Below are 14,498 nucleotides of genomic sequence, written 5' to 3' on the forward strand. Positions count from 1 at the left end.
TTAATTTTTTGGTAAGGTGAAATAAAACGTGGTTCCTTTTGAAATTTCACTTTCCAACCATATTTTTCCTCCATAAAAGTGAATTACTTTTTTTACAATAGAAAGTCCAATTCCAGAGTTTATTTTGCGTTGGTCTATACTTTCAAATATGTCAAATATTTTTTCGAAGTATTTTTTTGAAATTCCTTTACCGTTGTCTTTTACATAAAATTCCCATTTACTATTTGCGCAATTTACACCAACTTCTATTTTTCCAGTATCCTTGTCTAGACTATTAATTGCATTTTGAATTAGGTTTTGAAAAACTTGTTGAATTCTTGCTGAATCGCCAGTAATTTCAGGTAAATTTTTATCTATTTTAACTTCAACATTATCTGGAATAAGCATCATTCTAATAATATCATTTACAACCTCAAAAGTATCTATTTTATAAGCAGTCATTTGAGATTTGTCTATTGTAGAATAGGTTAGAATACCATTAATTAAGGCTTCCATTTTTTCTAGGTTTTCAAGAATTAGGTCGAAATGCGTTTGACTTTTTTTGTTTAAATTATTTTTTTCATCTTCAACAACCCAATTAATTAATGTGTAAATACTGCGTAAAGGTGTTTTTAAATCGTGTGAAACTATGTGTGCATAATTATTTAATTCCTGATTTTTTTCTTCTAAATTAACTAATAACTCTTCTCTTGCTTTATTGGCTGTTAAAATATCTTCAGATTGTTTTTCAATAAATTTAACCAAATTTACAGACTCGTTTATGTCTTTTATATTTTCACTTGATTCAAGATTTAAAACTTTTACAACATAATTTAAGCTATTAATAATTTTTTTTAGGTTAACAGTTTCTTCCTTTAGTTTTAAATTAGCTTCAGAAAGTTCGTCTGAACTAATCATCATAGCTCTTTGCGACATTGCTAGTTGACTTTCAAAATTACTGTACGATTTATCAATAGCATCTAAAAAAGTAGAAATAGATTTGTCGTTTTTTAAATGATCGGGTAAATGTTTTTTTAATTGTCTTTGTAGCAAAGGATTCATTATTCGCTTATTAAAGTTAAAGTCATGGTTTGATTGTGAAGTATGGCATTTTTTTCACCATGAAAAGGAGCAATTTCTCCGTACGAATAAAACCCTACTAATTTGGTTTTAGTATCAAGTAATATTTTAATGTCTTCAATTTCTTCTTCAACCCTTTGATCCATAGCTAGTTTTCTTCCAATACAGCTAACCAGAACGCCTATTTCAGGTAGTTTTTTTCTATTTTTCATAGCTAGCTTTGCTGCTTCGTAAGCTCCACCTGCTAACTCATCTACTGAAGACATCATTAACTGTACTTTAGCATTTTCGGGAACATTACCAGCTAAAACCATAGAATTATCTTCAGTGTTTATGGAAAGAATTGTACGTACTACTGAATTTTTTTGATTTTTTTCTTTAACTTTTAAAGGGTAAAATAACGATGCTTGAGGAAGTTCTGAAGCTTTGTCTCCTAAATATTTACTGTACAGGTCTAAAGCTGGTTGATTGTCAATTTCATAAAGTATATTTCCTGTACTTTTAGTAATAATTCTTTCTGGGCCAAAAGGTTTCCAACCGCCAACACTTGCAAAAGATATTTCTAATGTATCTCCATAAAAGCCTATTACAATAACTTCTCCTGGTTTTGGTGCTGTTTTATACGATGCTACTGTTTTTTCAAATAAAGCTCCATCTCCACACAAGCCTCCTGTAATTATTGCTTTGGTTGCAGTACTTTCTAAACCTTTAATAAGCGCACTACCATTTACAAAACTACCTTCTGATAATACAAAAATGTGTTTTAAATTTTTTTGAGGAAGTTGTTCTATTAGATGTTTGCCTAATTTTTCAGCATCCTTATCAAAGTCTAAAATGTTAGCTTTTTTTATTTTAAATGAACTTTTTTCAAATTCCATTGCTGTTACTACAATAGATTCATCAAAATCTTTTTCATCCATAATTTCTCCAGCTGTTGAACCAAAAACCAAATGTTCGTATGGAAATTGATTTTTAATATCTTCAATTATTTCAAGATTTTCTAGACTTAATCGATCTCCAAAAACAAAAACTAAAGGATTATTTAATGGTGTGTTTTCATTTAAAAATTCCCAGTTAGCATTTTTTGTTTTTTTTGCTTGTATTATTTTCATTTGTAGTAGTTTGTAGTTTAAAAGGCTATTTTTTAATACTAAAGAAAAAAGTAGTGCCTTCTCCAGGTTCACTTTCTACCCAAATTTTTCCTTTATGTAATTCAACAACTTTTTTAACAATACTTAAGCCTATTCCTGTTGAATTTTTATGGTTTCCTATGGAGTTAAAAACTTCAAATATTTTCTGATGATAATCTTTTGAAATTCCAGGTCCGTTATCTTTAACTGAAAATAGATGTTTGTTGCCTTTTTCAATGCAATCTATTTCAATTAGTCCTTGCTCTTTGTCCATGTAATTTATGGAATTACTTATTAAGTTTTGAAATACTTGTTGTAACCTAACAGCATCTGCTTTAAAAGAAGGAATGTAGCAATTATTAATAATTTTTATATGATTTGGGACTAACAGAATTTCTATTGTATTTTCAATTAATTGGTTAATATCAATTAATTCTAGATTAATTCCATCGTTTTGAACACTTGAATAGTTAAGGATATCACTAATTAACTGATCCATTTTTTCAACCTTGTCTTCCATAAGGTTGAGGTTAATCATGTTTTCTTCATTTAGTTTTGTAGCTAAATCTTCTTTAGTCCATGTTAATAATGCTGAAATACTTCTTAAAGGAGATTTTAAATCGTGAGAAACAATATGTGCATATTCATTCAGTTGTTCGTTTTGGCTTTCAAGATTTTTAAGAAGTTCTTCTTTTTGTAATTCTAGTTTTTTTTCTTTAGAAATATCTTCAATAGTAGTTACATGGTAAATTATTTTATGATGGCTATTTTTTACGGCTGTTACAGAGGTTCTTGCCCAAACATTTTTGCCGTTTTTTTTCAAATATTTTTTATTAAGAGTATAGGTGTCTATTTCTCCATTGTATAGCTGCTCTAATCTTTTTGAAGATTCTTCTCTTTCATCATGGTGTGTTAATTCCATAATTTTTTTGCTTTTTAATTCTTCATTTGAATAGCCAAGCATATTGCATAAAGCTTCATTTACTAAAATTAAACCATTATCATCTTTATTTGAAAGTGCAATTCCAATAGGTGAGTGATCAATAATAATATCTAATTGATTTTTTTGCTCTTCAATTAGTTCTTTATCTTGTTCTTCTTTTGTAATATCTCTTAAAATACCTTGTGCAGCAATTGGTTTTCCCTCATTATTATAGATAATACTTGAGTTTACTTGTACTAGTTTTTCTTCACCATTTTTTGTTGTAAGTACAATTCTAAAATTGGTATAATAACCTTTATTGTAAAGTTCTTTAAAGGCTTTTAATGTGTATTCTAAATATTCTTTTTTTACAAGACTTAATAAATTTAAAGGTTTTTTATTAATGTTATAACCTAACATTTTAGTTGCTGCTTTGTTAAGTTTTAAAACGTTTCCGTCTAAATCCATAACAATATAAGCGTCTATTATATTTACAAATACACCTTCTAATTCAGATGTTCTTTGTATTAAAAGTTCTTGTAGTTTAAGATTAGAAACTTTTAGTTCTTCAGAAATATTATAGAGTTCTAATGATTTTTGTTCTAAAATTTTTTCGGCTTCTATTCTAGCCGCTTTTTGTCTTTCTAGGGCTCTTTCTAATATTTTTATTTTATTAGGATTCTCCATTTTTTTGAGTAATTAAAAAGCGAACTTCAGATCCATTGTCTTTTAATAATTCAAATTCAATATTGGCTTGTTTATTAAAATGTTCAAAGGTTTTTTCCATTAATGCTTTTGCAAACATATACAGTCCACGATCAGAATAATAGATTAACTCAATAAAATCATCATCTTTTTTAATAATTTTAAATGTAGGAAGTTCAGCTCCAGGGTATAATTTTCTCACTTCAATATGAATATGGTTTTCAATTGAAGAAATCATATCAAATGGAGTTTCGTATAAGTCCATTATATTGCTGTGATTTTTATGTAATACAGAAAAAAAGTACAATCCGTAGGCGTAAATTAGGTCGTTTACTGGAATATTAACTTTTTCACTTAAATTTGAAATAAGGCTTAACATTTCAAAAAAATCATATGTACCAACCGATGTGTATACACCTTTTGATTTTAAATCTGATTTGTATATAATATAATCTACTGTTTCTAAACCAAAGGTCTCTTCAACCATTTCTAAAAATTCAGTAAAAACAATTCCTTTCATAATAATTAGTGCTATTTAAATGTGTTTTAATTTTAAAATTAACCTTTTATAAGCTCGTTACAACTCCAATAATTTAACAAACGTTCAATATTTTTAACGTAATTTTCAAATTTTAGAGGTTTAATAATGTAACCAGCAATGCCTATTTTATAACATTCTAACATATCTTTTCTATTACTTGAAGTAGTTAAAATAATAGTAGGAATGTATTTTAAAACATCGTCCTTTTTAAGAATGTTTAAAAATTCAATTCCATTCATTTTTGGCATGTTTAAATCTAATAAAATTATATCAGGTATTCTATTTTTTTCATTTAAAATATCCAATGCTTCCTCACCGTTTTTTGCTTCAATAATTTTATGGTTTAATTGAAGTGATGAAATTGTTCTGTTAAATTTCATAATTTCTATCATGTCATCTTCAATTAATAGAATTTTTAAAGTATTGTCTGTCATCTCTTTTTAATTTGAAATAAAATTAAGTAAACCTGTTTTTTTAGAGTAAATTATTCTTTAATGTAGCAAATAAGTGTCGATGAATTGCAAAAAAGTATAGTTGAATGGTTTTTTAATATTTCAATTAAAAAAAATTAAAATTTATAATAAAAAAAGTGACTAGGTAGAGAAATAAGTGTCATAAAAAAAGTAATATAACATAACATCAATATGGCAAAATTTGAAATTTATACAGATAAAAAAGGAGAATTTAGATTTAGATTAAAGGCAGGAAATGGCCAACCAATTTTAGCAAGTGAAGGCTATACATCTAAAAGTAGTTGTTTAAATGGTGTTGAATCAGTTAGAAAAAATTCTCAAGATTCAACCAAATTTGATACATTAGAAGCAAAAAATGGAAAGCTGCATTTTAATTTAAAAGCAACTAATGGTCAGGTTATAGGGTCAAGTCAAATGTATAAATCTGATAGAAGTTTAAAAAACGGAATTTTATCGGTTAAAAAAAATGCTCCAAAAGCAGAGTTAGTAGAATAGTTTAATTTTTGGGTTAGAAATTTTAAAAAAGAGTTACAATTTATTGTAACTCTTTTTTGTATTTTAGTACTTTATCAAAATATGACTCACGAATTTAAATCTATACTATTACATTTTATTGAAGCTAAAAAAACTGGAATTAATGCAGTTCTTGCAAGTTTAGTTTATTTAGAAGGTTCTTCTTACAGAAAGCCTGGAGTTAGAATGCTTTTGTTGGAAAATGGAACAATGGTTGGTGCTATAAGTGGTGGTTGTGTAGAAAAAGAAATCCAACGTCAATCATTATCTGTTTTTAAAAGTGGGACTTCAAAATTAATGATTTATGATGGTCGTTATAGATTAGGTTGTGAAGGTAAACTTTTTATTTTACTAGAATTTTTTAATCCTTCTCAAGGCACTATAACACAATTCAATAATTCGGTAGCGAAAAGAACTTCATTTAACATTCATTCATTTTTTAATTTAAATGAAGGAGAACAATTAACAAGTGGATCAAAAATCACATTTGATTCTGAAAATTGGAAATATTTAAATTCTGAAAAGAAACTGATTGATGAGAATTTTAATGTTTTTAAACAAGAGTTTTCTCCAAGTTTTAGATTGGTGATTATTGGGTCAGAACACGATGCTGTTATTTTAACTCAATTGGCAACATTTATAGGTTGGGAAGTTGTAATTATTACTAGTGCACTAAATAATCAAACCCTAAAAGATTTCCCAGGAGCTATTGATTTAATTCAAACAAAGCCTAATTTATTAAAGTTAGATTGGGTTAATAAGCAAACTGCAATAATGCTAATGACGCATAGTTATGCAAAAGATTTTGAATATTTATTAGCGTTAAAAAACTTAAAACCATGTTATATTGGAGTGTTAGGTCCAAAAGATAGAAGAGAGAAATTATTAAATAATTTTATTGAAAATTATCCAGATATTTCAGAACAGTTTTTAAATAATATTTATGGCCCCGCAGGATTAAATATTGGTTCTGAAACAGCACAAGAAATAGCTTTGTCTATATGTGCTGAAATTTTAGCAATTACCAGGAAGAGAGTACCAGATTTTTTAAAAAACAGAAAAATTTCAATTCATTCTAATGAAAGCTAATATTGCTATATTAATTTTAGCTGCAGGCTCATCTTCAAGAATGGGAAAACCAAAACAGTTGCTAAAATGGAGAAATACAACTCTTCTAGGAAACATAATTGAACAAAGTTTACAAGTAAATTCAGCTAATGTTTGTGTTGTTTTAGGTGCAAATTCTGAAGAAATAAAAAGCAAACTTAATTTTAAAAACACAACTATTATTCAAAATTGTAAGTGGAAATTAGGTATGGGAACTTCAATTAGTTGTGGTATAGAATTTATACAAAAAAAATTTCCAAATTGTAATAGTGTTTTAATTACCCTTTCCGATCAGCCTTATATTAATTCATGCTATTTTAAAACACTAATTAATGAATTTAATGCAACATCAAAAAAAATTGTAGCAACAAAAACAGAAAATAGAATTAGTGTTCCAGCAATTTTTGATGCTTGTTATTTTGAAGAGTTAAAAAAATTAAAAGAAAATAAAGGAGCTAAAGATATTTTAAAAAAGCATGTAGGTAATGTAAAAAAAATAACTTCAAAAATTAACTTTATAGATATTGATACTGCTCAAGATTATCAATTAATAAAAGATTAATATTTAAATACGTATCTCAATTTGTATTTTTTTGCTGTTCAACTAAATAAAGGTTTATTAAATTAATTCTATGCAACATTTGTTATAGCATTATGTCAGTTTGTAGTAGTTAAAACTATTGTGTTAAAGTAATTTTATCTCAAATTAAAAACACACACAATTTGTATTATATAGGATTTGATTTAGGAAGCTCTTCTGTTAAGATTGCATTGGTTAATGCAAAATCTGGAGAAAAAATAGCAGTTGTCAATGAGCCAGAAAATGAAATGGAAATTAAAGCACCACAATCAGATTGGGCAGAACAAGACCCAAATTTATGGTGGAAGTATATATGTAAAGGCACTAAAAGAATAATTGAAGAATCTAAAGTTGACGCATCAAAAATTTCAGGAATTGGAATTTCCTACCAAATGCATGGTTTAGTTGTAGTCGATAAAAATTTAGAACCTCTACGAAATTCAATTATTTGGTGCGATAGTAGAGCTGTTGAAATTGGAAATAAAGCTTTTGATGAATTAGGTGAAGAGAAGTGTACAAAACACTTGTTAAACTCACCTGGAAATTTTACTGCTTCTAAACTTAAATGGGTGTTAGACAATGAACCTGAAGTTTATAATAAGATTTATAAATACATGCTACCAGGAGATTTTGTTGCGGCAAAATTAACAGATAAAATATGTACAACTAAAAATTCTCTTTCTGAAGGAATTTTATGGGATTATAAAGAAGATAAGGTTGCAAACTGGTTGTTAGAATATTATGGAATTGATACAGGTCTAACACCAGAAGTTGTTGAAAATTTCACTAATCAGGGAGAAGTAAGTGAACAAGCTTCAATAGAAACTGGTATTCCGGTTGGAATACCTATTATTTATAGAGCAGGAGATCAGCCTAACAATGCACTTTCATTAAATATCTTAAATCATGGAGAAGTTGCTGCAACAGGTGGAACATCAGGAGTTATTTATGCGGTTACAAACCAATTAAAATCTAAAGAATCTTCCCGAATCAACAATTTTGTACATGTAAATTATTCTAAAAACCAAACTAATATTGGAAAGTTATTATGTATTAATGGTTGTGGAATTATGTACAGATGGTTGAAAGATAATATAGGTGTAGATTCTTATGAAGAAATGAATGCTAAAGCAGACAGTGTTTCAATAGGTTCCGATGGTGTAGTAATTCTACCATTTGGAAATGGAGCAGAACGTATGTTAAATAGTAAAAATGTAGGAGCTCACTTTCTAAACTTAAACTTAAATCAACATAATAATGGTCATTTATGCAGAGCAGCTTTAGAAGGAATTGCATTTGCATTTGTGTACGGAATGGAGATTTTAACCAATGATAATGCTGAAGTAAAAGTAATGAGAGCTGGAAACGATAACTTATTCCGTTCTGAAATTTTTGCAAATACAGTTGCCACTTTAATAGGTTACGATATTGAGATTTACAATACAACTGGAGCAGTTGGTGCTGCAAGAGCATGTAGTTTAACAGATGGTGATTTTAAGAAATTTGGAGATAATATTTCAAACAACGACCATGTTATGACCTACAAACCACTTAAAAATAAAGAAGCTTATAAAATTGCTTATAAAAAGTGGAAAGAAGAATTAGAGACAAGATTAAACAATAAATAAAATAACATATAAAATAATTATTACATAATGGCACTTATAGGAAGTAAAGAATACTACAAAGGTATAGGAGAAATTAAATTTGAAGGAAAAGAATCTGACAATCCGTTAGCATTTAAATATTACAATCCAGAGCAGGTTGTTGCAGGAAAAACAATGCGTGAACATTTTAAATTTGCAGTAGCTTATTGGCATACATTCTGTGGCCAAGGTGGAGATCCATTTGGACCAGGAACGCAAAGTTTTGAGTGGGATAAAGCAGCAGATCCAATTCAAGCAGCAAAAGATAAAGCAGATGCAGCTTTTGAATTTATTAGTAAAATGGGGTTTGGATACTACTGTTTCCACGATACAGATTTAATTCAAGAAGGAGCTACTTTTGAAGAATCAGAAGAACGATTGAGAATTATTACAGATTACTTAAAAGAAAAACAAGACGCTTCAGGAATAAAACTATTATGGGGTACAGCAAACTGTTTTTCTAATCCACGTTATATGAATGGAGCTTCAACAAATCCAGATTTTGATGTTGTAGCTCGTGCTGGTGGGCAAATAAAATTAGCGATGGATGCCACTATGAAATTAGGTGGTGAAAATTACGTATTCTGGGGAGGTCGTGAAGGTTATATGTCTTTATTGAACACAGACATGGGTCGTGAGTTAGATCATATGGGGCGCTTTTTAGGAATGGCTAGTGATTATGCACGTTCAAAAGGATTCAAAGGAAACTTTTTTATTGAACCAAAACCAATGGAGCCAATGAAGCACCAATATGATTTTGATTCGGCTACAGCCATTGGATTTTTAAAAGAATATGGTTTAGATAAAGATTTCAAAATGAATATTGAAGTGAATCATGCAACATTAGCACAACATACATTCCAACACGAACTTGAAGTTGCAGCAAAAGCTGGTATGTTAGGTAGTTTAGATGCAAACCGTGGAGATTACCAAAATGGTTGGGATACTGATCAATTTCCAAATAATATTCAAGAAACAACAGAAGCTATGTTGGTGTTCCTAAAAGCTGGTGGTTTACAAGGCGGTGGTATTAATTTTGATGCTAAAATAAGAAGAAACTCAACAGATTTAGAAGATGTTTTCCATGCACATATAGGTGGAGCCGATACATTTGCAAGAGCGTTATTAATTGCAGATAAAATTATGACTTCTTCTCCTTATAATAAATTAAGAACTAACCGTTATGCTTCATTTGACGCAGGAAAAGGTAAGGCTTTTGAAGATGGAAAATTATCTATGGAAGATTTGTATAAAATAGCTCAAGAAAATGGAGAGTTATCACTAAAAAGTGGTAAACAAGAATTATTTGAAAACATAATTAATCAATACATATAATTATGGGACATAATAAGTCGTTTATATATGTAGTAACAATTGTAGCTACTTTAGGAGGTTTATTGTTTGGTTATGATACTGCTGTAATATCAGGAGCGGAAAAATCAATTCAAGCTTTTTTGATTGATAGTCAAGGATTAAGCTCTTTTGTACATGGGATAACTGTTTCATCTGCCTTAATTGGTTGTATAATTGGTGGAGCTATTTCTGGTTTTGCATCTTCTTCTTACGGTAGAAAAAATGCTTTAATAATTGCAGGTATTTTATTTTTACTATCTGCTTTAGGATCAGGAAATCCAGAGTTTTTATTCTTTGAAAAAGGAGTTCCTTCAATGGGCTTATTATATATGTTTAATTTTTACCGTTTAGTTGGTGGTGTAGGTGTTGGATTGGCATCAGCAGTTTGCCCAATGTATATTGGAGAAATTGCACCAGCAAATATTAGAGGTAGACTAGTTTCATTAAATCAATTTGCCATTATTTTTGGTATGTTGGTGGTTTATTTTGTAAACTGGGGAATAGCAGATGGCCAAACAATTGAATGGATTAATGAAATTGGATGGAGAAGAATGTTTTTGTCTGAAGCAATACCAGCTTCATTATTTGCAGTACTTATGTTTTTTATGCCCGAATCTCCTAGATTTTTGGCATTGCGAAATAAGGATGAAGAAGCTTTATCAACGCTTACAAAATTTAACGGAGTTGAAAAAGCAAAAGAAATTCTTGTTGATATTAAAAATTCAGTTACAAGTTCAGCTAAAGGAAAATTGTTTTCATATGGTAAAGTTGTAATTATTGTTGGTGTTTTGTTATCTGTATTTCAACAATTTGTTGGTATTAATGTAGCATTGTATTACGCGCCACGTATTTTTGAAAGTATGGGTGCAGCAAAAGATGCTTCTATGTTACAAACCATTATAATGGGATTGATTAATGTTGTTTTTACGGTTGTAGCAATTATGACAGTAGATAAATGGGGAAGAAAACCATTGTTAATTACAGGTTCAATTGGTATGGCAATTGGAATGATTGCAATTTCGGTTTTAGCATTTCAAGATATTATAGGTATTGCAACTTTAGTGTTTATTATTGTGTATACAGCTTCATTTATGATGAGTTGGGGACCAATTTGTTGGGTGTTAATTTCAGAAATTTATCCTAATAAAATTAGAAGTCAGGCAGTAGCAATTGCTGTTGCGGCACAATGGGCGGCAAACTTTTTTATCTCGTCCACTTATCCGCCAATGATGGAGTTTAGTAGTGGTGGAACTTATCTATTTTACGGTGTAATGAGTATACTTTCTGCAATATTTGTATGGAAAATGGTTCCGGAAACAAAAGGTAAAACTTTAGAAGAAATGGAAAATATTTGGATTAAGAAAGATTAATTTTTAATTTCAAAACGCATAAAAAACAGTTGATTTTTAATTGAATCAACTGTTTTTTTATATATAGAAAAAAGGTTTAAATGTAATTAGTACATTTTATTTTGTAATAACTCGTTTAAACTTTTAAATTTGTAGTATGACACAGAATATAGAAGTAATACAACTTGTAAATTCAAATGGAATGAAAGTACAAGTGGCTAATTTTGGAGCAACCATGATTAGTGTAGAAGTTCCAAATAAAAATAATGAATTAGTAAATGTTGTTGCAGGCTTGGAAAAACCAAGTGATTATGCCGAAGATTTTTATTTAGAAAACGGATTGTATTTAAGTAGTTCAGTTGGGAGATATGCTGGAAGAATTTCAACTGGAAAATTTAATGTTGATGGTAAAAGCTATCCAATTTTTAATGTTGATGGAGTTCACTTACATGGTGGAAAAGTAGGGTTGGATAAGAAATATTGGAATGTAGATGAAGTTGTTAAAGGTGAAAATCCTAAAGTGGTTTTATCTTGTGCAAGTGAAGATGGAGAAGAAGGATATCCTGGTAATTTAAAGGTTACTGTAACGTATCAATTAACCGAAGATAATGAAGTTAAAATTACGTACAAAGCAACAACAGATAAAGCAACTCCTGTAAATCTAACAAATCATGCTTATTTTAATTTAAATGGGAAAGATTCTGTACTTAACCATAAATTAATGATTAATACATCACATTATTTAGATGTGGATTCACAATTAATTCCATCAGGTAAACTAAATTCTTCAAAAGGAACTAGATTTGATAGAAATGAAATTTCTTTATTAGGAAGAGAAGATTTTACGGGATTTGACGACACGTTTGTATTAGGTGAAGGTGAATTAAAAGCGGAACTTTCTTCAGCAGAATCAGGGATTAAAATGCAAGTATTTACTAATCAACCTGCAAGTGTAGTTTATACTCCGGTACAATTACCAAATTTACCTTATAAAAATAATGTAACCTATAGTAAGTTTTCGGCAATTTGTTTTGAAACTCAAAATTTTCCTGATGCGCCAAATCATGCAAATTTCCCTAATTCAATTTTAAAACCGAATGAAGAGTATTGCAATAAATCTATTTTTAAATTTAGTTTACTTTAAAAATTAATTTACATTTAATTATATCCTTTTTTGCTAGCGTAATTTTGTTTTTTAAAATGTCATATTACAATTGGTAAATATTAGTTATATTGCGTATTTACTTAATAAAAATAATACGAACTTATAAAGTAATATGTTAGAACTTTCAGGAATAATTATTTTAGGAATTTTAGCGCAATGGGTAGCATGGAGATTTAAAATTCCAGCAATTTTACCATTAATTTTAATTGGATTACTAGTAGGTCCAATAGCTGCAGAATTTTTATCGGAAGATGGTGCAAAATGGATTGAACCAGTTTGGAATGGTGAAAAAGGATTGTTTCCAGGAGATGGACTCTATTATTTTGTCTCTTTAGCAATTAGTATTATTCTGTTTGAAGGTGGCTTAACTTTAAAACGAAATGAAATTAAAACAGTTGGTCCTGTTATTACTAAATTAATTACTTTAGGTTCTACAGTTACATTTTTTGGCGCAGGTATTACAGCACATTATGTGTTTGATTTGAGTTGGGAAATGTCATTTTTATTTGCAGCTTTAATTATTGTTACTGGACCAACAGTAATAACTCCTATTTTAAGAAACATTCCATTAAAAAAAGATATTTCAGCAGTTTTAAAATGGGAAGGAATTTTAATAGATCCAATAGGAGCATTGGTTGCAGTATTAGTTTTTGAATTTATTAGTGTTGGTGGAGGTGGAGGTTTTACTAAAACAGCATTGTTAGAATTTGGTAAAATTTTGCTGTTTGGTACTACATTCGGTTTTACATTTGCGCATGCTTTAGCTTTTGCCATTAATAAAAATATGATTCCTCATTATTTATTAAATGTAGTTTCATTATCTACAGTATTGTTAGTTTTTGTTGAATCTGAAGTTTTTGCTCACGAATCTGGCCTATTAGCGGTTGTAGTTATGGGAATGGTTTTAGGAAATAACAAATTAGAAAACATAAAAGAACTACTTTATTTTAAAGAATCTATTAGTGTATTACTAATTTCAATTCTATTCATTTTATTGTCGGCAAACATTAATATGGAAGATATGATGTTGTTGTATAATTGGAAAACAGCAATTTTATTTGGTATCGTTATTTTTGTTATTAGACCACTAGCTGTATTTTTAAGTACAATAGGCTCAAACCTAAAATTTAACGAAAAATTATTTATAAGCTGGGTTGGACCAAGAGGTATTGTAGCCGCAGGTATAGCTTCTTTATTTGGAAGTAAGTTACTAAAAGCAGGAGTAGCAGGAGCAGAATATATAACACCTTTAGTGTTTATGATTGTGCTTGGAACAGTATTATTAAATGCTACTACAGCTCGTTTTTTTGCTAAAGTAGTAGGTGTATTTTTAAAATCATCAGAAGGTATTATAATGGTTGGGGCATCTAATTTTGCTCGTTTAATTGCAACTTATTTAAAAAATAACGGACGTAGAGTTGTATTAATAGACACAAATTCACAAAACATTGAAAAGTCAAAATTATTAGGACTAGAAGCTATTGAAGGTAATATTTATTCTGATGATTTATTGGAAGATATTGAGTTAAATGATATTGGTTATTTATTAGCATTAACCGGTAGTGCTGAAGTTAATGATTATGTGATGGAAAGATTTACGCCAACTTTTGGAGAAGAAGGTTCGTTTAGGTTAATTTCTACAGATGAATTAAAAGAGAAGAAACCTGTAAATTTAGATAAATTGTTTACAGATAAAGATGATTATATAAATTTAAGTGAAGTAGTTAGAGATTTTCCAATAGTAAACGAAGTTAAAATTACTTCTGAAAAACATTATAAAGATTTATTAATGAAAATTAATACTGAAATACATGCTGTTCCTTTATTTGTAAAAAATAAAAAAGGAGTTATTCAAATTATTTCTGCATTCCACGAATCTTTAAAAGTTCAAGAAGGTGATATTTTAATGTATATTGGGAAAACAATTATTTAACGTGGTTAACTTAATAATAAAG

General features: G+C 28.9%; 13 protein-coding genes. 8 read left to right on the forward strand and 5 right to left on the reverse strand.

The genetic code is table 11. The features are described from left to right. From R3X25_RS05995 to R3X25_RS06015, 5 genes are read right to left on the reverse strand one after another with little or no spacing between them, the layout of a single operon-like run. The gene (locus tag R3X25_RS05995) at positions 1-1,041 is read right to left on the reverse strand and encodes a sensor histidine kinase (protein ID WP_317672840.1); all 1,041 of its coding nucleotides are present in this window, start codon (positions 1,039-1,041) and stop codon (positions 1-3) included. After that, the gene (locus R3X25_RS06000; protein ID WP_317672842.1) at positions 1,041-2,171 is read right to left on the reverse strand and encodes an FIST signal transduction protein; all 1,131 of its coding nucleotides are present in this window, start codon (positions 2,169-2,171) and stop codon (positions 1,041-1,043) included. The genes R3X25_RS05995 and R3X25_RS06000 overlap by 1 nt, the downstream gene beginning before the upstream one ends. A 25-nt stretch (positions 2,172-2,196) precedes the next feature. Beyond that, on the reverse strand, positions 2,197-3,798 hold the full coding sequence (locus tag R3X25_RS06005; protein ID WP_317672844.1) for a PAS domain S-box protein: 1,602 nt from the start codon (positions 3,796-3,798) through the stop codon (positions 2,197-2,199). Continuing rightward, positions 3,785-4,336 (reverse strand): heme NO-binding domain-containing protein, encoded by a 552-nt coding sequence (locus tag R3X25_RS06010; protein ID WP_317672846.1) that lies wholly within the window; start codon positions 4,334-4,336, stop codon positions 3,785-3,787. The genes R3X25_RS06005 and R3X25_RS06010 overlap by 14 nt, the downstream gene beginning before the upstream one ends. A 38-nt stretch (positions 4,337-4,374) precedes the next feature. Next, on the reverse strand, positions 4,375-4,791 hold the full coding sequence (locus R3X25_RS06015) for a response regulator (protein ID WP_317672848.1): 417 nt from the start codon (positions 4,789-4,791) through the stop codon (positions 4,375-4,377). Positions 4,792-5,001: 210 nt separating this feature from the next. On the opposite strand from R3X25_RS06015, the gene R3X25_RS06020 reads away from it, so the two are divergent. From R3X25_RS06020 to R3X25_RS06055, 8 genes are all read left to right on the forward strand, one after another. Further along, complete coding sequence (locus tag R3X25_RS06020; RefSeq protein WP_317672850.1) at positions 5,002-5,325, forward strand: YegP family protein; 324 nt, start codon at positions 5,002-5,004, stop codon at positions 5,323-5,325. An 81-nt stretch (positions 5,326-5,406) separates the two neighbouring features. Continuing rightward, positions 5,407-6,432, forward strand: coding sequence for an XdhC family protein (locus tag R3X25_RS06025; protein ID WP_317672852.1), 1,026 nt, complete (start codon positions 5,407-5,409; stop codon positions 6,430-6,432). Beyond that, positions 6,422-7,012: a nucleotidyltransferase family protein gene (locus R3X25_RS06030; protein WP_317672854.1), complete on the forward strand. Its 591-nt coding sequence runs from the start codon at positions 6,422-6,424 to the stop codon at positions 7,010-7,012. The genes R3X25_RS06025 and R3X25_RS06030 overlap by 11 nt, the downstream gene beginning before the upstream one ends. A 161-nt stretch (positions 7,013-7,173) precedes the next feature. Beyond that, a complete protein-coding gene (locus R3X25_RS06035) occupies positions 7,174-8,658 on the forward strand; it encodes a xylulokinase (RefSeq protein ID WP_317672856.1) in 1,485 nt (494 codons plus the stop codon). Between the two features lie 27 nt (positions 8,659-8,685). Continuing rightward, a complete protein-coding gene (gene xylA, locus R3X25_RS06040) occupies positions 8,686-10,011 on the forward strand; it encodes a xylose isomerase (protein ID WP_317672858.1) in 1,326 nt (441 codons plus the stop codon). 2 nt (positions 10,012-10,013) lie between these two features. Next, positions 10,014-11,399, forward strand: coding sequence for a D-xylose transporter XylE (xylE, locus tag R3X25_RS06045; RefSeq protein ID WP_317672860.1), 1,386 nt, complete (start codon positions 10,014-10,016; stop codon positions 11,397-11,399). Positions 11,400-11,535: 136 nt separating this feature from the next. Beyond that, positions 11,536-12,522 (forward strand): aldose epimerase family protein, encoded by a 987-nt coding sequence (locus tag R3X25_RS06050; protein WP_317672862.1) that lies wholly within the window; start codon positions 11,536-11,538, stop codon positions 12,520-12,522. Positions 12,523-12,655: 133 nt separating this feature from the next. Beyond that, positions 12,656-14,476: a sodium:proton antiporter gene (locus R3X25_RS06055; RefSeq protein ID WP_317672864.1), complete on the forward strand. Its 1,821-nt coding sequence runs from the start codon at positions 12,656-12,658 to the stop codon at positions 14,474-14,476. Positions 14,477-14,498: the final 22 nt, after the last annotated feature.

The organism is Lutibacter sp. TH_r2 (genome assembly GCF_033101135.1).
Taxonomy (GTDB): Bacteria; Bacteroidota; Bacteroidia; order Flavobacteriales; family Flavobacteriaceae; genus Lutibacter.